Raw genomic sequence first — 18,060 nt, 5'->3', positions numbered from 1 at the left:
CATCTCCGCGCCGCCAACAGATCACGAGGGGCTGCGATGGACCCGGTGCGCGATCACGAGATCGAGGAGCTGGTGCAGCGGGTCCGCGCCGGTGACCAGGCAGCCTGGGGCACCCTCACCGACCGGTACACCGGTCTCCTGTGGTCCATCGCGCGCGCCATGCGGCTGGGCGACGAGGACGCGGCGGACGCGGTGCAGACGACGTGGTTGCGCACGGTGGAGCGGCTCGACACCCTCCGGGATCCGCAGCGGCTCGGAAGCTGGCTCGCGACGACGATGCGCCGAGAGTGCCTTGCCGTCCTGCGCCGACGAGCACGACAGGTACCGACGGACAGCTGGGACGATCTGGCCGACGGCTCCGACCCGCTCGACGGCGCGATGCTGCGACGGGAGCGGGACCTGGCGCTGTGGCGGGCGTTCCGCAGCCTCGACCAACCCTGCCAGGCGCTGCTCAGGGTCCTGATGGCCGACCCGCCGCCGAGCTACAAGGAAGCCGCCGAGGCGCTGCACACCCCCGTCGGCAGCATCGGCCCACGACGCCAGCGCTGTCTGGGAAAGCTCCGCACCCTCATGTGGGCCGCCGGCTCATGCGAAACCCCATCCGCCGAGACTTCCCCGGGACGGCCGTGATGCACCACGACGACAACGACGACGACCTCCTGGCCCGGCTGAGAAGCATCGCCACCGAGGTGGACCCCGTACCCGACGCCGTCCGGGAGGCGGCGCGTGCGGCGGTCGGGACGCGAGACCTCGACGGTGAGCTGGCCCGGCTGGTCGCCGACTCCACGGCCACGACCCGAGGTCTGGCCTACGAACCGGTGCGGCGAGCGGCCGACATGGTCGGCGATCGCCTCCTGTCGTTCGACGGCGGCGGCCTCCGAATCGAGTTGGAGGTCACCGGCACCACCGAGGGCCTGACGTTCATTGGACAGGTGATCGGCGTGGGTCCCGCGGAATGCGTGCTCGAACACGGCGACGGTCGCCGCGAAAGTCTGCGCCTCGACGCCCTGGGACGATTTGTCCTCTGCGGGGTGTCACCCGGCCCGGTCCGGCTCAGATGTCGCTCCGGGGCCGGCAAGCCGGTCACCACGTCCTGGGTCAACCTGTGACCGGCTCACCGGCCGAGGGCCACGAACGACAGCGCGGTGGCCATCGCCACGGGATCGCCCGCCACGGACTCGCGGACCGCGTGCAACGCCGCGCCGAACGACCGACCGGCCCTGAGCCGCTCGTGGAAGTCGACCATCAGCGGCGCCGTCACGGCGTCGTTGACCGGCACGACGCTCGCCAGCAGACTCGCCATGCCGAGCGGGACGAGCGCCGTGACCACACCGAGCAGCTCGTCGGCGGCGACGGGGGCCGCGACGCCGGACTCGCAGCTGGACAGGACCAGCCGGCGCGGGGCGTGGCGCAGCCGGCCGAGGTCGTACACGGTCAGCGGACCGTCATCGAGCGACACCGCGGAGAACAGCGGATTGTCGCTGCGGAAACTGCCGTGCGCCGCGATGTGCGCGGTCCACGCGCCGTCCAGCGCGGACAGCGCCGCCTCGGCGGTCGCCTGACCGTCGGCCAGGGTGAGCGCGTCCGGGTAACGGTCGCCTATCTGCCGGATTTCCTCGGCGCTGCCCCGCAGGCCGGGGCCGACAACCAGGACGACCTGGCGCCGCCTCGGCGCCCGCAGGCGCGCGGCCCGCAACCACGTCGCCGCGGACGGTGCCACCACGATCGGCGCCGCGCGCAGCGCAGGCAGCAGCGCCCAGGGCACCGCGTGCAGACGGGCCGGCGGTACGACCACGACGGGCGCGTCGCCGACGACGGCGGCGGCCGGACCGAGCAGCGCCTGTTGCAGGCGGTGCCCGGCGGCGTCGAGGGCGGCGAGCGCCCCGGCCGGCGGCCGCCCACGCGCCAGCCGGCGCAGCATGAACCGCGCGAGTTCCAGCTCGCGTACCGCCGACTCGACCGGTCCGACAGCGCTCATCCGTACCCGGTGCCCCACCACGGTGATGGCGTGCAGTTGTCCGTCGAGGGCGGTGAGCTCGACGAGGCGGTGGTCGCCGAGCCCCGCGGCGAGTTCCGCCACGACGTCGCCGTCGTCGGACGGCCCGGACCGGTGCGCGGCACCGGTCGTCCGGCGCGTCCTCGACCGGATCGCCGCCTCGATGTGGCGCCGTTCCTGGTCCAGGCGGTCGGTGGGCGCGGCCGCCGCACGCGCCGCGTCCAGTCGCTTGACCACGTTACGCAGGGCGGCCAGCTCGCCGGCGAGGTCGCGGTCGTCGGGCGGACGAACGGCGGGCACGGTCAGGGCGCTGGCCCGCCACCGTTCGCTCCACCGCAGCAGCATGCGGGCGTCAGCCCGCCGTACCGCGTGCCGCTGGGCGAGCGCGGCGAGGTCGACGCCGTACGCCGCGGCGTGCGCCCGCAGTTCCGGGGCGGCCATGGCCCGCTGGTGATCGCCGGCCGCCGCCAACCCGCGCCGACACGCGATGAGAGCCGCGGCGGTGGCGCCCCGTGCCTCCGCGCGCAGAGCGTGGGCCAGCCATCCGGCGGCGTGGCCGAAGGTCGGACCCCGGTCGCGGAAGCGGGCCGCGCGGGCCAGGTGCCGGTCGGCCTCCGACGGTCGCCGGTCGGCCGCCAGCCGGCCGGCGAAGAGGTGCGCCGACGGCGCCTCCGGCGCCTTCAGCACGTCCAGCTCGTCGGCGAGCCGGCTGGCCTGTGTGGACAGGTGACCGCCGCGGTGTCCGGCCGCGTACCGCGACTGGAGCACGACGAACGTCGCCCGTGCCTGCCAGCCCTGGCGGCCCTGCCTGCGAAAGAGGTCGCGCGCCGCGGCCGCCCGCTCCGCAGCCAGCGCCGGTTGCCCGGCCGCCTGCGCCGCTTGAGCGACGGCGAACAGCAGCTCGGCGGTGCTGGTTCCGTTGCCACCTCCGCGCGCGTGGCGACGCAGCGCCTCGTCCGTCGCGGTGACGGCCTCGATGGCCAGACCGGCGGCCAGCAGCACGGCGCACCGGTCGATCGCCAGGGCCGGCCAGGACGTCCCCAGCGCCTCGTACCGCGCGGCCGCCTCGTCGAGGAAGCCGAGGGCAGCGGGGATGTCGCCGGCCTGGAATGCCAGGTCGGCACGGTTGTGCACGGCCATTGCGGACTCCAGATCCTGCCCGGCGGCCGCGTGCAGGCGCCCGGCCACCGCCAGGTCGCGGTCGGCGCGCGCGGCCTGCCCCAGCGCGGCGTACGTGAGGAACCGATGCACCCGCGCGCGAGCCTCCCACACGTGGTCGCCGCCCCGCCGCAGCAGCCGGATCGCCTGGCGCAGGTCGGCCAGCGAATCGTCATAGCGACCGAGCACGCGCAACAGGTACCCCCGGCGGGTCAGGACGCGCCCGGCGTGGACGCCGGCGCTGTTCGCGACCGCCCGGTCCAGCATCGCGAGGCCAGGGGCCGTGCTGCCCGCGAGGCCGAGCGTGAGGCCCAGGGTCGCCTGGACGTCGGCCAGGCGCCCGGCCGCCTCCGATCGCTCGGCGAAACGCAGCGCCCGGCGCAGCTCGGCGATCGCCTCGGCGGTGCGGTCGGCGTCGCGCAGCACGATCGCCCGGACCTGGCAGGCGATCGACGCGCTCCGGGCATCGGGCTGCCCGTCGAGCAGCCGGCTCGCCTCCGCGAACGCCTCGGCGGGACGCGACAACGCCAGCGGCAGCAGGCGGTCGGGGAGCCCCTCAGGGGTCGCCCGGACATGGCCGCCGGCAGGTGACACCAGTCAAGTCTAGAAACCTTCGACACCTGACCGAGGAGGCACCGATGGGCAGGACCGGGCAGGAGATCCAGTGGGAGCTGATGAAGGGCCGGTTCAATGCGGGAGCCGGCCGGGTCGTCGAGATCGGCGCCGGCAGGAGCCACGACGCCGACACGGAGTTCCTCTACGAGGTGGGCCGGCTGCTCGTGCGCGAGGAGCACGGCGCGGCCGTCCGCGACATCCTCGCCCGGGTGTACCTGCTGCCGACGCGGCGGGACCGGGAACTCGACCGGACGTCGCCGCAGGGCCGGCCGCGACCGACCGAGGAGCCGGTGGTCGAGCCGGTCATCGCCGGTGTGCGGACGATCCGCCTGGAGCTCACCGACGACCGGAACGACGACCTCCGCGGCTACGACACGATCAGGGCGTTGCGGCTGGTGCTCGACGGCGGATCGGTCGAGGTCGTCGACCCGTCCCGTCCGGACCAGCGCCGGACCGAGGTGATCGAAGGGCTCGGCGCCGGCGCGGTGTCGCTGAACCACGTGGTGCACATCTCGGGCAACGGCGGTGGCTGTCCGGCGGTGGAGCCGGAGCCGGTGCCCGCCGGTAGCCCGCCGGACCCCGGCCACCCGACGGACCGGGGCGCGGGGGAGGGCGTCAAGGTGGTCGTCGTGGACACCGGGTTCGACCCGGAGGCGGCCGCCCGCATCCCGTGGCTCGCCGGGGTGACGGGCCAGCCCGACCCGGGTGTCGACACGGCGAATCACACCATCAACGAGTACGCCGGCCACGGCACCTTCATCGCCGGAGTCGTCCGCGGCGTCGCGCCTCGGGCCGAGATCCACGTGCGCTCGGTGTTCAACTTCGGCGGCGGCGTCCTCGAGTCCGATCTCGTCCAGGCGCTCGACGTGGCCCTCGACTGCCATTACCCGGACGTGATCAGCATGTCGGCCGGGACTTACACGTACGACGCGTCCGGCCTGCTCACGTTTCAGGTGTTCCACGAGCGGCGGCTGAGCCACCACAAGGGAGTCGTCCTGGTCGTCGCGGCCGGTAACGACTCTGACCGCAAGCCGTTCTGGCCGGCGGCCGCGCCGTACACCGTCTCGGTGGGCGCCCTCGCGGCGACGGGGCGTGGCCGGGCGGGCTTCAGCAACTTCGGCGGATGGGTCGATGTCTACGCGCCGGGCCAGGACCTCGTCAACGCCTTCCCCACGGGGACCTACACCTATCGGGAGCCGCCGTACGACAACCCGCCGAGGGTGGAGACGTTCCACGGCATGGCCCGGTGGAGCGGCACCTCGTTCAGCACCCCGGTCGTCGCCGGGTTGATCGCGGCGCGGATGTCGAAGACCGGCGAGAACGGCCGCGCCGCCGCGAAGGCTCTGGTCAAGGAGGCCCGAAAGCAGGCGCAGCCTGGCGTTGGGGCAATTTTGCTGCCCGAGTAGCGAACGCGACACTCCGGCGAGGTATCTGAGCGCCGGCGCGCGCCTCCAGTTCGCAGCGGAACAGTGTCCGCGGAAATGGAGGCACGGCCATGCCGATGCTGGTCATCACCGGGTCCTTCCGCGTCGTCGGCGCGGCGCCGGACGGCGACTCGGTACGGTTCCATCCCACCGACCCCGCGCACTGGGACCGGGTGGAGGGCCCGCACCGGGTGCGACGCAACGCCTCGGGCGGCGCCCAGCTGCGCCTGGACGGCATCGACGCGCTGGAGACCCACTACAGAGCCGGCCGCATCCCGACGCATCAGCCCCTCGACCTCGGCCGCGCCAGCGCGTCCGCCCTGCTGTCCGCGCTGGGCTTCCGCTCGGTGCACCGCGACGAGCGGGAGACCGTGACCGACGCCTCGCCCGTCGAGGTGCCGGGCTACGTGTTCACCCGCGGCGCCGACGTGTACGGCCGCTGCGTCGCGCTGGCCGGCCGCGGTGCCCCGCCGACGGACAAGCCGAGCGGGGAGCGCGTGCACGTCACGGTCCCCATGCTCCGCCGTACCGTCAACTACCGGCAGCTCGCCCGCGGGCACGCGTACCCCACCTTCTACCGGAAGCTGTACGCGGACCTGCGCCAGGCGATGGCCCGGGCCGTCGTGGCCGCCCGGGCCGCGGGCGGGCCGCTGTGGCGGGCGGACCAGACCGCCAGCGGGGCGGCCCTGCCGGCCGGTCTCGCCGACCTGGAACGCGATGTCGTCCTGCTGCCGAAGCTCTTCCGGCGCCTCGCCGACTACTTCGCGCTCAACGACGGCGACCCCTCGTTGGGCGGGTTCGTCGACTACCTGGACGCGCGCGACGACCGGATCACCCTCCTGCCCACCGGGCAGTGGACCAGCCTCGACACGGTCGTCGCGGTCGACGGCAACAAGATCCGCCTCACGCATCCGCCCGAGCAGCTGTTCTTCGACGAGCGTTGAGAAGAAGGAAAGACCATGGAGAACATCGTGCACATCGAGGCCGCGACCGAGCGGTACCGCCGGACGAAGCAGCAGCGGGCGGAGATCGAGCACCGGCAGCGCACCGGTGCCACGCGGGTGGTCGCCACGGGTGACCAGGTCGAGGCGCGGGTCAGGCGGCTGGCCCGGTCCGGCGCCGTCACGCCGGAGGCCATCCTGCGGGCGGTGCCGGAGGGCGACCACGTCGCCCGTTCGACGCTGCTGGAGCGGATCATCGCGGACACCAACGACCTGCAGGCCGTCAACTTCCTCTCTCGGGGCGCGCGAGCCGCCCGCACGGTGGGCCGCATCGCAGCCGACGTGCGGGGGCGCCGCATCCCCACCGGCACCGGCTTCCTCGTCGCGCCGGCGCTGCTGCTGACCAACAACCACGTCCTGCCCGACGAGACGGCGGCCGACGGCGCGGTGCTGGAGCTCAACTGCGAGGACGGCATCGACCACGAGGCCGGGCGGGTCGCCCTGTACCGGCTCGGCCCGGGCACGCTGTTCCTCACCGACGAGGAGCTCGACTACACCCTCGTCGCCGTCTCACCCGGGCCCGGGGGCCTCCCCGGCGACGAGTTCGGCTGGAACAGGCTGGTCCACCAGCAGGGCAAGGCCGTCATCGGTGAGTGGCTGAACATCGTCGGCCATCCGCAGGGTCGGCTGAAGGAGGTGGCCCTGCGCAACAACGGCCTGGTCAACGAGCTTGACCACTTCCTGCACTACAGCACCGACACCGAGCCCGGGAACTCCGGGTCGCCGGTCTTCAACGACCAGTGGGAGGTCGTCGCGCTGCACCACTCAGGGATCCCGAAGACCGACGCGAAGGGCAACTGGCTCAAGCCCGACGGCACGCGGTGGCGGCCGTCGGACGGCGACGGCGCCGTGCACTGGATCGCCAACGAAGGGGTACGCGTCAGCGCCCTGCTGAGCCACCTCTTCGGGCGGCCACTGACGCCTGCTCAGCGCAGTGTGCTGGACGGCCTCGGGCCGCAGGCGGTCCCGGCGGGCGTCCAGCCGGTCGGACCGGCGGTCCCCGCCCCGACCGTCACCGGGCCCTCCGTCACCGGGCCTGCGGAGCGGGCCGGTGTGACGATCGTGGCCGGCCTGCGGGCGCGACGGCCGGCACTTGCCGGGGACACCCACCTGGTCTTCTTGCACGGCCGTGGCCAGCTGGGCCGAGATCCGCTGCGGTTGCGGGCGGGCTGGGCCGCCGGCCTGGCCGCGGGACTCGGCGCCAGGGGACTGAGCCCGGTCGACGCCGCGGACGTCTGGTTCCCCTTCTACGCCGGGGAGCTCCAGCGGGGAGTGGACGGCCGGGAGGCGCTCGCCGACCCGTCGACCGCGTCGCTCTACGAGGACCTGGTGTTCGAGGCTGCGGAGCGGGCCGGCATGCCGGCGGGCCTCGCGGCGCCCGGCATGCCGGCGGGCCTCGCGGCGCCCGGCCTGCCAGGGGGCCTCGCCGTGCCCACCGAGGAGGGTCTCCTGGATTCCGTGGTCAACCGGCTGCACCGGCCGTTGAGCTGGCTGGCGAACCGCAGCGGCCTGGACGAGGCGCTCATCGCCGCCGTCTTCGCCGACGTGGCCGCGTACCTCGATCGGCCGGTCGTGCGCGACCGCGTGCTCGACGCGGTGCTCGGCTGCCTGCCGCCCGACGGTCGCATGGTGCTGGTCAGCCACAGCCTCGGCACGGTCGTCGCCATGGACCTGCTCACCCGACTGCCGGGCACCATCGCCGTCGACACCCTCGTCACGGCGGGCAGCCCGCTCGGCATGGATGCCGTCTACAAGCGACTGCTCGCCGGTGGACCGCACCGCCCCGACCGGGTCGCCACCTGGGTCAACGCGTGGTGCCCCGCCGACGCGGTGGCGATCGGGTGCCCGCTGCAGGGCGCCTGGGGCTCCGACGTGCTCGACGTGGTGACCGACAACGCCAAGGACCGGGCGCACAGCATCGCCGAGTATCTGTCCGATGCACGGGTGGCGCGCGCGGTCGCCGATGGGGCGGCCGTGCGGTGAGGAGGGCGACATGAGCGCGGTGACGCAGGGGTTGACCCGACCCGGGTTCGTCGGCTGGTTGACCGGCGAGCGCACCCGGATCTGGTTGCAGCGCAAGGCCGTCGGCATGTGGTTGAACGGCATCATCCTGCTGGCGGTCGTGGTCGCGGCGCTGACGGCGGGCGTCTACGCGGAGCGGGGTTGGCCGCAGCCGCAGGTGTGGGGCGTCGGCGCGCTGAAGCTGTTCGCACTCTGGTGCCTGTCGTTCCTGCCCGGCTGGCTGTACGTGCGATTCCTCGGCATGCGCGCCAAGGTGCTGTGGAACGAGTACGTCCTCAACCTGCACCGGCTGGGCTGGGACAGCCGGCGGCGCCTTCCGGAGCTGCAGGTCGCCTCCGACGCGTCGGCCGGCGGACCCGACGGGCGGCCACTGCGGACGGACAACATCTACCGGCAGAAGTTCGAGTCCTACTACGGCCGCCAGATACCGCGGGCGGCGATGCGGAACGCCGCCGCCACGACGGTGGAAGACCGGGACGACTATCTGGTCAGCAGCGAGTCCCTGTTCCCGGTGTTCCTCGCGACGGCGATGTTCGCCGTCGGCTGGGCCGCGGTGCTGTGGGACACCCGGTTCGTCGTCGCCCCGGCCGGCGCCTGGGACGTGCTGAAGTACGCGTTCCTCGGTGCGTACGCGTTCGTCACCGGGATGCTGCTGCGCCGCTATTTCCAAAGCGACCTGCGCCCGAGCGCGTACGCCAGCGCGGTGCTCCGTGTCGTACTGGTGCTCCTGGTCGTCACGGTCGTCCACCAGGTCGTCGGTGCCACGGCGGCGGTCGTCGAGGGCGCAGAGATGGCGGTCGCCTTCGTCATCGGCTTCTTTCCGCTGGTCGGGCTGCAGTTCCTGGAGCGGCTGACGTCTCGGGTGCTGCGGCACGCCGTCCCGACCGTCGCCCCGAACTATCCCCTCGACCAGCTCGACGGGCTCAACCTCTGGTACGAGGCTCGGCTGGTCGAGGAAGGCGTCGAGGACATGCAGAACCTGACCACGATGAACCTCGTCGACGTAATACTTCATACCCGGGTACCGACCGGCCGGCTCGTGGACTGGGTCGACCAGGCGTTCCTGCTGATCCACCTCGAGCAGGCGGACCGCCGAGAGGTCCGTCGGGAACGCAGGAAGGGTGGTGGCGCCGCTGACGGCGGCGCCGCGGCCCGGGTGAGGCTCCGCCGCGCCGGCATCCGCACCGGCACCGACCTGCTCAAGGTATTCTCCGCTGAGGACGGCGACGATCCAGGTACGACGACGCCCCGGCGCAGATTCCGAGCACCGGACGGCATCGAACGGTTGCCGCTGCCGGAAGACCAGATGCGGCTGCTCGTCGCCGTGCTCGCCGCGGAGCCCGGGCTTGCGCCCATCTGGAACTGGCAGCGCAACGGCGTCCCACTCCGCCGGGACGAGCGGTGACCGTCGGCTGCTGCGGCGCGACCGGCCTGCGCTTGCCTCACCTCGAGCGGTGGCCGATCAGGCGTTGGGTCAGAGGATCCGCGAGGTTCATCAGATGTCGCCGGCCCGCCGGACGGCGTTGTGGGTCACCGGCATCACCCAGCACCGTCCTGCCAACTACCCCCGCCCAATGCCGCACGTACCGCCGACCTCACCTCAGGTGCGTTCGTAGACGATGGCGCCGCCAGCGATCGTGTGCGGGGTGCCGTCCGCGGCGCCCACCGCGCGGCCCTGCGCCGTCGCGGTGGTGCGACCGACATCCACGGCCGTGCCTTCGTCGGAAGGACGGGGGGCCAGCTGCCGCGGGGTCGGCTCGTTCGGGCGGTGAGGGTTGGTGAACCTGTAGACCTCGCCCGACTCGCGCACCAGGTACCCGAAGAATGCCCGCTTGCCGAAGACGAAACGTTGGGTGCCGGTGGTCGCCGCCAGGTTCGTGCTGCGGCTGTACCCGCCGACGCTGATCAGGCCGGTGAAGCGTGGACTCGGCAAGTCGGGGTTGAGAAGCTGGCGGGTGCGAGAGTGGATGCCGTCGGCACCGATGAGGATGTCGCCGGCAGCCTCGCTACCCCGCCCTACGTCTGTAGGTGCGTAGATCACGTCGGCGTACGCCGGGTCGTCGCGGTGGCCTTTCAGGTTGACGACTGTCGTTGCCTGCATGACTCGCCTCCTCAGTTCTCGCCGGCGAAACGGTAGTCGGGCCGATCCATGCCCAGCCAGCTTGCGGGTGGGCGAGACTGCATGGGTGAGAATCACCGCGCTCACGATCAGGTGGACGCCATGGCGGTTCGTGACCGCGTTCGGGGTTGTCAGCCTGCTGTCAGACGCGGTGTACGAGGGCGCCCGGTCAGTCATCGGCCCCTACCTGGCCACCTTCGGCGCATCCGCAGCCGTAGTTGGGCTCGTCACCGGCGTCGGGGAAGGGTTGGCCCTGGCCGGACGGCTGGCCACCGGGCCCCTCGCCGACCGTACCCGGGCCTACTGGCCGCTCGTCCTGGTCGGCTACGCCGTGACCATGGTCGCCGTGCCCGCTCTCGGGCTGACCACCGCGCTGTGGGTCGCTGCGGCGCTGTTCATCGCGGAGCGTGTCGGCAAGGCGATCCGCGGCCCGGCGCGGGATGTCATGATCTCTCACGCCGCTGCGGCAGTCGGCCGTGGCAAGGGCTTCGCCGTCCATGAGGCGCTCGACCAGGCCGGCGGCGTTGCCGGGCCGTTGCTGGTCGCCGCCGTGCTGGCCGTCACCGCCCACAACTACCGGCCCGCCTTCCTCGCCTTGGCCGTTCCCGCCGTGGCGGGGATGGTCCTGTTGCTGTGGCTACGCGCCGGCGTACCCGAGCCCCGTCGCTTCGAACCGGGCCCTCGACCCGGCACGGCACCCGCCCCGCCGGGCGGCCGGCTGCCCCGCGTGTTCTGGACCTTTTTGGCGTTCACGGTGGTGACCACGGCCGGCTACGCCACCTTCGGAGTGCTCAGCTTCCACCTCGCCACCCGGCACGTCGTACCGGTGGCGGTGGTCCCGGTCGTGTACGCCGCCGCGATGGGCATCGACGCGTTCGCCTCGTTGGCCTCCGGGTGGCTGTATGACCGGGTCGGCGTCCGGGTACTGGCCGTCGTACCCGTGCTGACCGCCCTGATCCCGGTTGCGGCCTTCACCAGGACCCCGGCGACCGCGTTCGCCGGGGTCCTGGCCTGGGGCGCCGTGCTCGGCATCCAGGAATCCACCATGCGTGCGGCCATCGCCGACATCGTCCCCGCCGCTCGGCGGGGCACCGCCTATGGCATCTTTGCCGCCGGGTTGGGCGGGGCAACCCTGGTCGGTGGGCTGCTCATCGGCGCCCTCTACGACCGCTCGATCACCGCCGTGATCGTCACCGTGGCCGGCATCGAGGCCGTCGCCCTGGCCCTGTTCCTCACCACCGTTCGACCGGCAACCAAGGCCCGGGTCCTTCGCCGGTGATCTTCCGGCGCCCGCTTTCTCGGGGCGATGGCCGGGGGATAGGCCACGGCGCTGCGCGTGATGGCCCCCGCCGACAGCGAGTTCTGGGGGGCGAACCGGTGGGTGTGCCGGCGCCGCAAGCGGGTACGCGTCCTGCCGATTGGACGCGGGGAGGCGTGGATGGCGAGCGAGGCGCCGGACTACTTCCAGCCCGAGGGTGGGCTGGTGCTCACGCACCTGCTGATCGTGCGGGACGTGGACCGTTCACGGGAGTTCTACCGCCGGGTGCTGGGAGCGACGGTGGTGCGGGAACGCCAGCCGGCGATCCTGCGGTTCCAGAACAGCTACATCGTGATCAACAGTGAAGGCGGTCCGACCGACGACAAACCGGGCGTACAGGCCCAGGCGCCGCCGGATCCGAACACGCTCAGCTCCGCGATGAACGTCCGGGTCACTGACGTCCGAGAGGTCTATGAGCAGTGGCGGTCACGGGGTGGGGAGTTCCTGACCGAGCCGAAGGATCATGGCGTCGAGATCCGGTGCTACCTGCGGGACCCGGACGGCTACCTGATCGAGCTTGGTCAGGGCACCGGGATCCTCGCCGAGATGGGTCGGGCAGCCTCCGCCTGAGCCTGACGATCGGCGCTGCCGGCAGCCCTGGTCATGGCCAGACCAGCCATCGTGATCGGGTCACGCGTAGGCGAGTGGGCGGCCAACGTCGGCCGGTGGCAAAACCAATGCAGCGATCTAAGTGTCGGCCGACGCTCCGATCGCGCTTGGGGAAACATGGTGGCCATGGTGTTACCCAGACGGTTGGCGCGGTTCAACCGCGTCGTCACCAACCGCGTGACCGGTCCGCTGGCCTGGCGGCTTCCCGGCTTCGGGGTCATCATCCATCGGGGCCGCCGCTCCGGTCGCGAGTACCGGACGCCGATCAATATCTTCCGGACGTCCGACGGTTACGTCGCGGCGCTGACCTACGGGGTCACCGACTGGGCGAGAAACGTGCTGGCGGCCGGCGGCTGTGAGCTGGAGTCCCGCCGCCGGCGAGTGCCCCTCACCCGTCCCCGCCTCGTGCACGACCCCACCCGCCGGGACATGCCGCCGGTCGTCCGCCAGCTCGTCGGGATGATCGGCGTGACCGACTTCCTCCATCTCCGAACCGCGCCCGACGCGGACCACGTCGATTAGGCGTGTCGTCAAAGGGTTACCACCGTTGCAGTAGCGCGGCGACCGTGACCGCCGCCTGGTACGAGGTGGCGGTTACGTCAGCTCCAGCGAATCTGGATCTGTGATCGCCACTGGTCGACGACGTCGGATCGGCCCTCCGTTGTGATCTCGTCGGCCCGGTTCCAGAGGCTCAGGTAGACCTGCACTGCGGTGCCGGAAAACACCACGTCCGCCCGCTCGGCCTCGATTGGTGTCGTCACGATTGGGCCTTCGCTGATCCGTACCGTCCAGGCATGACTGGTGTCGTCGGTCCTCACCATCACGGTGTACGGCTCGGCCGAGTGGAGCCGGCCCTTTCCTCGGGTGATGAAGCCCGTCAGAAGCTCATCGATCCCGTCGGCAGCCAGCACCGGATCGAGGTCTACGTCCGATGCTGTCGGCCACCGTCCATGGACGGCCGAGATCGCGTCTACGCTGTGAATGGTTGTCTCGTGGGCCTGGCGTCGCGCCCAGAATCGGCGTGGCGGCGGGGCGTCCTTGAGGAACACCATCGCCTGGGCGTCCTCCGTCGTCTCGTGCAAGGCATCGACCAGGGCGGCGAGGCCGTCCGAGTACCAGCGGAGCAGATCGGCGGCGGCCTTGCCCTCGGCCTGTGAAGCTGAGGTGTCGTGGTCGGTGTCGCCGCGCAGGTTCGCCGCCGCCCATCTGTGCACCATGCCCTGATGGGTCACCAGCTCGGTGACATCCCAGCCGGGACATGTGGGTACCGTTGCATCGAACCCGGCTGCGGCAGCCGCCTCGCGAAGGGCGGCGCCGCTGCGGACAAGAGCCGCGAGGTGATCTTTCAAGCTCAGGTGTGTCGGCATGGCGGCATGTTAGAGGGCAACGCGATGAAAAGCTTCCGGCATGTTTCACCTCCCCCGGGTCGCGTAGCGCCTCCGTCGACGCCGGCTGCCAACGAATTACTGGTGCGTGCTTGGCTGGCCCGCTGCTGGGAGCCCGTCCCCTTCTCGACGTGACCGCGTGGCGGCTGAGGGTGGTGCAGAGGACCACCGAGGCGCCCACGGCGCAGGCATCAACCATCCCGCCGACTACGGGTCCGCGCGATACCCTCGGCATCGTGGTGTTCAAGGGATGGCCAGCCGAGGCTCTGGAGTTCTACGAGGGACTTGCGGCCGACAACTCAAAGACATACTGGACTGCGCATAAGGCGATCTACGACGACCAGGTGCAGGCCCCGATGACGGAGCTGCTCGCCGAGCTGGAGCCCGAGTTCGGCAAGGGCAAGATCTTTCGGCCAAATCGAGACGTCCGGTTCAGCGCCGACAAATCACCGTACAAGACCGCGATCGGGGCGGTGCTCGAGCACCGCGGGTATGTCCAGCTCTCCGCCGATGGCCTGGGCGCCGGCAACGGGATGTGGATGATGGCCACCGACCAGCTGGAGCGGTACCGCCGGGCGGTGGCCGACGACGCCAGCGGCGGAGAGCTGCAAGAGATCATTGCGGAGATTGAGCGTCACCAGATCGAGGTCGGTGGCCGCGAGACGCTCAAGACCGCGCCGCGGGGATATCCGCGCGATCACCCGCGGGCCGACCTGCTCCGTAACAAGGGCCTGGTTGCCTGGAAACAGTGGCCGGTCGCCGGCTGGCTGGGTACGGCCGCGGCCAAGCCGCGGATCGTGGAGTTCCTGCACACGACGCGGCCGCTCGGCGACTGGCTCGATCGGCACGTGGGACCTGCCACAATGCCAGCGCGGGAGCGCTGAGCCCGCCCCGCAGCTCAACGAACTTCTCTCAGTCATAAGTGTCCGGTCACACGGCGCCTCCGGTGTCGTCCCCGCGCCTACCAGGGCAGCTCGGCATCGTGGATGAGCAGGGCGACCTGGACGCGGTTGTTGAGTTCCAGTTTGGTCAGCAGCCGGGATACGTGCCCTTTTACGGTCGGCACGCTCATGCCCAGCTCGGCGCTGATCTCCGCGTTCGACATGCCGCGCCCGAGCGCGACGGCCACCTCCCGCTCGCGGTCGGTGAGCCTGGCCAGGCTGGCCCGGGCCTGGCGGCGCCGGGGGCCTGCCGCCGGGTCGGCGATGTGGTCGATGAGCTGTCGGATGACGGTCGGCGACAGGGTGGCCGCGCCGGAGGCGACCGTGCGGATCGCTTCGATGATGTCGCGTGGCGGCGTGTCCTTGAGCAGGAAGCCGCTGGCGCCGCCGCGCAGTGCCTCGAGGACGTACTCGTCGGCGTGGAAGGTGGTCAGGACGATCACCTGCGGCGCCGACGGCCGGCACCGGATGCGCTGCGTGGCGGTCAGGCCGTCGACCTTGGGCATGCGGATGTCCATGAGGATCACATCCGGCCAGTGGGCGTCCGCGAGCGACATCGCCTCCGCGCCGTCGCCTCCTTCGGCGACCACCTCGATGTCGGGTGAGCCGCCGAGGAGGATGCGCAGCCCGGCCCGCACCAGCGGGTCATCGTCGACGATGGCCAGCCGGATCGGCCGACTCAGCTCGGCCATGGCAGCCAGGCCTGGAGCCGGAACGCGTCGCGGTCGACGCCGTACTCGATCCGCCCGCCGGCGAGCGCGACCCGCTCGCCGAGGCCGACGAGGCCCATCCCGGCGCCCGGTACGGCCGGTCGTGCCGGGGTACGCGGGCAGGGGTTGGTGATCATGATCCGCAGGTCCTCGCCGGCGGTGCCGTCGAGCAGCACGTCCACCGTCGCGTCCGGGGCGTGCTTGCGGGCGTTCGTCAGGCCCTCCTGTACGAACCGGTATGCCGTGCGGCCGAGGACCGCCGACGGGCCAGCTGGCGGTACCCGGCAGGTGTAGCGGACCGTCATCCCGGTGGCGCGGGCGCTGTCGACGAGCTCCGGCAGGTCGGTGAGGTCCGGCTGGGGCGGCTCCGGCCGCCCGGCCGCCCCGTCGCGGAGCACCCCGATCACGGTACGCAGCTCCTGCAGCGCCTCGTGCGCGCTGTCCCGGATCGCCCCGGCGGCAAGCGCGACTTCCTCGGGCCGCGCGTCGGTGCGCACCTCCAAGGCCCCCGCATGCAGGCTGACCAGCGACATGCGGTGGGCGAGGACGTCGTGCATCTCCCGGGCGATCCGGGCACGTTCGGTCAACCGCGCCTGGTCGACGCGCAGGTGTTGCTCGGCCTCCAGCCGGGCGGCGCGCTCGCGCAGCGAGCGGGTCAGCCGCCGATGCGCCTGCACGAAAAGCCCCCAGCCGATGGCGGCGACGGTGAGCCCCGCACGCACCACCACGTCGACCCAGAGCGGGAACGACGGATGGTCGTGCAGCAGCGAGTACACGGCGCCGAGCAGGATGTGCGCGGCGCCGAGCGGCAGCACGACCCGCGCCCGGCGGCGGATCGCGACGGTGAACAGCGCGACCGTGATGGCACCGGTCGCCATCACGGACACCGCACCGAACGGCAGCAGCGCCAGGGCGAGCGCGAGCGGCCAGCGCCGGCGCACCACCAGGGCGAGCGCGCACGCGGTACCGATGGCAACGTCAACCGGCCACGGCAGGGCAGCTCCGGGCGTGGTCGCGTCGCCGAGGGGCACCATGACCGCCCCGTAGGACAGGGCCAGCCCGATCGCGATCCCGTCGGCGACCCGGTCACGCAGCGCCGACCGGCCGCTGCCCGCCGGCTCGGGCACGAGCAGGGCGAAGAGCAGGGCCGACATGTGCGCAGCCTACGAGGTCCAGGCGCCGGGCGGGACCTACCAAAGTCGTGGCTGGTATGGACCCGGGGTGGGGGTCGCCACCCAACCGCCAGCCGATGTGGGCCGCCGCCGGTCCGGCACATCCTCGGCCCATGACAGTCAAGGATCTCTGGCGCCCGGCCGTCGTGGTGGTCGCGGCCGCGGTGTGGGGCGTGGTGGCGGCCCGCTGGACGCCGCGCGGGCCGTTGACCAATGCCGAGGCGCTGTGGTCGATCGGGATCAGCGCCGTGGTGGGCCTGGCCGCCGGATGGAGCAGCCGCTCGCGGTGGTCCATGCTCACGGCTCCCGCGGCCTTCGTGCTGGCCTTGGAGGTGACCCGGATGGGGGTACGCGGACCGTCGGTGGACGCGCCGCACCTGAGCCCGTTCGGGATCATCGCCCTGGTGACCGGCCGGGGCGTGCATGGCGCCCTGTCCGTGCTGCCACTCGTGCTCGGCACCGCCTACGGCGCGGGTCTGAGCCGCCGTACCCGGCGCGCCCCGGTTCCCGGCGGTCCCGGGGCCGGCCCCGGGACCGGCCAGCGCCGCCGATGGCCGAGCGTGGTTCGGCGGGCGGGCACGGGAGTGCTCACCGCGGCGCTGGCCGCAGTCACGGTGGCGGTGGCAATTCCCGCCCGTACCGCCCCGCTCGGCCCGCGCGGGGTCGCTGAGCTCGCCAAGATCGATGTCGGCGGATATCGGCTCGGCATGATGATCCGCGGCGTCGACGCGGCGGCGCCGGTGCTGCTGTTCGTCCCCGGCTCCCCGGGCGGCACCGAGATCGGCACCGTGCGCCGCTACCTCGGCGCGCTGGAAAGGCGCTTCGTGGTGGCGACCCTGGATCGGCGCGGCGGCGGCTCGTCGTACCCGGCGCTGGGCCCGACAACGACGGTCACGCTGGACAGCGAGGTGGCCGACACGCTCGCGGTCACCGACTACCTCCGGCACCGCTTCCGGCAGGAGAAGATTTACCTGCTCGGGCACTCGGGCGGCTCCATCATCAGTGTGCTCGCCGTGCAGCGCCAACCGGAGAAGTACCGCGCATACATCGGTACCGGCCAAGCGGTCGACCTCGTGACCACTGACCGCATCGCCTATCACGACATTCTGGCCTGGGCCGGGTCCACCGGCCGGAACGGCCTGGCCCGGCAGCTCCTGGACCAGGGCCCGCCACCGTACCGGACCGTCTACCGCTACGAGCCGATCATGATGTACGCGCCCCAGGCGTACGACTACGACCACACCCCCAACGCGAGGGGCGCCACCGGCTTCAACCTCGACATGGCCGAGTACACGGTGCTCCAGAGAGTCCACACGATGAACGCGATTCTCGACACGTGGAGCGCGCTCTACCCCGACATGCAGCACATCGACCTCCGACGCGACGTGCCGCGGCTGGCGGTACCGGTGTACTTCGTGCAGGGCGGATACGAGATGCGCGGCCTCGCCGAGCCCTTCCGGGACTGGTACCAGCAGCTCGACGCACCACTGAAACACCAGTACGTGTTCGAGACCGCCGGGCACCGCGCCATGTTCGAACAACCAGACCGCTTCGCCGCAGTCATGGACCGAGTTCTGGCTGGATAGGAGC

16 protein-coding genes are annotated in these 18,060 nt (G+C 72.1%); 11 read left to right on the top strand and 5 right to left on the bottom strand.

Going from position 1 to position 18,060, the window contains the following annotated elements:
- The first annotated feature begins 45 nt into the window (after nt 1-45).
- Both ACLQ2U_RS19925 and ACLQ2U_RS19920 read left to right on the top strand, forming a co-directional pair.
- On the top strand, nt 46-630 hold the full coding sequence (locus ACLQ2U_RS19925) for an RNA polymerase sigma factor (RefSeq protein ID WP_425752199.1): 585 nt from the start codon (nt 46-48) through the stop codon (nt 628-630).
- Nucleotides 630-1,109 carry a hypothetical protein gene (locus ACLQ2U_RS19920; protein ID WP_425752198.1) on the top strand — a complete coding sequence of 160 codons (480 nt, stop codon included), beginning with the start codon at nt 630-632 and terminating at the stop codon, nt 1,107-1,109. Before ACLQ2U_RS19925 ends, ACLQ2U_RS19920 begins: the two co-directional genes overlap by 1 nt.
- Nucleotides 1,110-1,114: 5 nt before the next feature.
- Here ACLQ2U_RS19920 and ACLQ2U_RS19915 read toward each other — a convergent pair whose 3' ends face one another.
- The gene (locus ACLQ2U_RS19915; protein ID WP_425752197.1) at nt 1,115-3,748 is read right to left on the bottom strand and encodes a CHAT domain-containing protein; all 2,634 of its coding nucleotides are present in this window, start codon (nt 3,746-3,748) and stop codon (nt 1,115-1,117) included.
- Between the two features lie 44 nt (nt 3,749-3,792).
- Between ACLQ2U_RS19915 and ACLQ2U_RS19910 the strand changes: the two genes are divergently transcribed.
- The 4 genes from ACLQ2U_RS19910 to ACLQ2U_RS19895 all read left to right on the top strand — a co-directional run bounded on the left by ACLQ2U_RS19910 (nt 3,793) and on the right by ACLQ2U_RS19895 (nt 9,621).
- Nucleotides 3,793-5,175, top strand: coding sequence for a S8 family peptidase (locus tag ACLQ2U_RS19910; protein ID WP_425752195.1), 1,383 nt, complete (start codon nt 3,793-3,795; stop codon nt 5,173-5,175).
- Nucleotides 5,176-5,264: 89 nt separating this feature from the next.
- On the top strand, nt 5,265-6,137 hold the full coding sequence (locus ACLQ2U_RS19905; RefSeq protein WP_425752194.1) for a hypothetical protein: 873 nt from the start codon (nt 5,265-5,267) through the stop codon (nt 6,135-6,137).
- 15 nt (nt 6,138-6,152) lie between these two features.
- Nucleotides 6,153-8,177 (top strand): trypsin-like serine peptidase, encoded by a 2,025-nt coding sequence (locus ACLQ2U_RS19900; RefSeq protein WP_425752193.1) that lies wholly within the window; start codon nt 6,153-6,155, stop codon nt 8,175-8,177.
- A gap of 10 nt (nt 8,178-8,187) precedes the next feature.
- The gene (locus ACLQ2U_RS19895) at nt 8,188-9,621 is read left to right on the top strand and encodes a hypothetical protein (protein WP_425752192.1); all 1,434 of its coding nucleotides are present in this window, start codon (nt 8,188-8,190) and stop codon (nt 9,619-9,621) included.
- Between the two features lie 195 nt (nt 9,622-9,816).
- Here the strand turns inward: ACLQ2U_RS19895 and ACLQ2U_RS19890 are convergent, their stop codons facing one another.
- Complete coding sequence (locus ACLQ2U_RS19890) at nt 9,817-10,413, bottom strand: hypothetical protein (protein WP_425752191.1); 597 nt, start codon at nt 10,411-10,413, stop codon at nt 9,817-9,819.
- On the opposite strand from ACLQ2U_RS19890, the gene ACLQ2U_RS19885 reads away from it, so the two are divergent.
- The 3 genes from ACLQ2U_RS19885 (at nt 10,403) to ACLQ2U_RS19875 (ending at nt 12,784) form a co-directional block, all read left to right on the top strand.
- Complete coding sequence (locus ACLQ2U_RS19885) at nt 10,403-11,614, top strand: MFS transporter (RefSeq protein WP_425752190.1); 1,212 nt, start codon at nt 10,403-10,405, stop codon at nt 11,612-11,614. The genes ACLQ2U_RS19890 and ACLQ2U_RS19885 overlap by 11 nt on opposite strands.
- A 60-nt stretch (nt 11,615-11,674) precedes the next feature.
- A complete protein-coding gene (locus ACLQ2U_RS19880) occupies nt 11,675-12,223 on the top strand; it encodes a VOC family protein (RefSeq protein WP_425752189.1) in 549 nt (182 codons plus the stop codon).
- A 165-nt stretch (nt 12,224-12,388) separates the two neighbouring features.
- Nucleotides 12,389-12,784, top strand: coding sequence for a nitroreductase family deazaflavin-dependent oxidoreductase (locus tag ACLQ2U_RS19875; protein WP_425752188.1), 396 nt, complete (start codon nt 12,389-12,391; stop codon nt 12,782-12,784).
- A gap of 77 nt (nt 12,785-12,861) precedes the next feature.
- On the opposite strand, the gene ACLQ2U_RS19870 is transcribed toward ACLQ2U_RS19875, so the two are convergent.
- On the bottom strand, nt 12,862-13,629 hold the full coding sequence (locus tag ACLQ2U_RS19870) for a maleylpyruvate isomerase family mycothiol-dependent enzyme (RefSeq protein WP_425752187.1): 768 nt from the start codon (nt 13,627-13,629) through the stop codon (nt 12,862-12,864).
- A 254-nt stretch (nt 13,630-13,883) separates the two neighbouring features.
- On the opposite strand from ACLQ2U_RS19870, the gene ACLQ2U_RS19865 reads away from it, so the two are divergent.
- Nucleotides 13,884-14,531 (top strand): DUF2461 domain-containing protein, encoded by a 648-nt coding sequence (locus ACLQ2U_RS19865; protein ID WP_425752186.1) that lies wholly within the window; start codon nt 13,884-13,886, stop codon nt 14,529-14,531.
- 77 nt (nt 14,532-14,608) lie between these two features.
- Here the strand turns inward: ACLQ2U_RS19865 and ACLQ2U_RS19860 are convergent, their stop codons facing one another.
- Together ACLQ2U_RS19860 and ACLQ2U_RS19855 are read right to left on the bottom strand one after the other, a co-directional pair.
- Nucleotides 14,609-15,280, bottom strand: coding sequence for a response regulator (locus ACLQ2U_RS19860; RefSeq protein ID WP_425752185.1), 672 nt, complete (start codon nt 15,278-15,280; stop codon nt 14,609-14,611).
- On the bottom strand, nt 15,268-16,452 hold the full coding sequence (locus ACLQ2U_RS19855; protein WP_425752184.1) for a sensor histidine kinase: 1,185 nt from the start codon (nt 16,450-16,452) through the stop codon (nt 15,268-15,270). The genes ACLQ2U_RS19860 and ACLQ2U_RS19855 overlap by 13 nt, the downstream gene beginning before the upstream one ends.
- A gap of 131 nt (nt 16,453-16,583) precedes the next feature.
- Between ACLQ2U_RS19855 and ACLQ2U_RS19850 the strand changes: the two genes are divergently transcribed.
- Nucleotides 16,584-18,056 carry an alpha/beta fold hydrolase gene (locus ACLQ2U_RS19850; RefSeq protein ID WP_425752183.1) on the top strand — a complete coding sequence of 491 codons (1,473 nt, stop codon included), beginning with the start codon at nt 16,584-16,586 and terminating at the stop codon, nt 18,054-18,056.
- Nucleotides 18,057-18,060 lie beyond the last annotated feature (4 nt).

Origin of the sequence: Micromonospora sp. DT47 (assembly GCF_049844475.1) — a bacterium.
Classification (GTDB): Bacteria; Actinomycetota; Actinomycetes; order Mycobacteriales; family Micromonosporaceae; genus Micromonospora.
The sequence above is the reverse complement of the archived record's forward strand: the minus strand, read 5'-3'. Positions and strand labels throughout refer to the sequence as shown.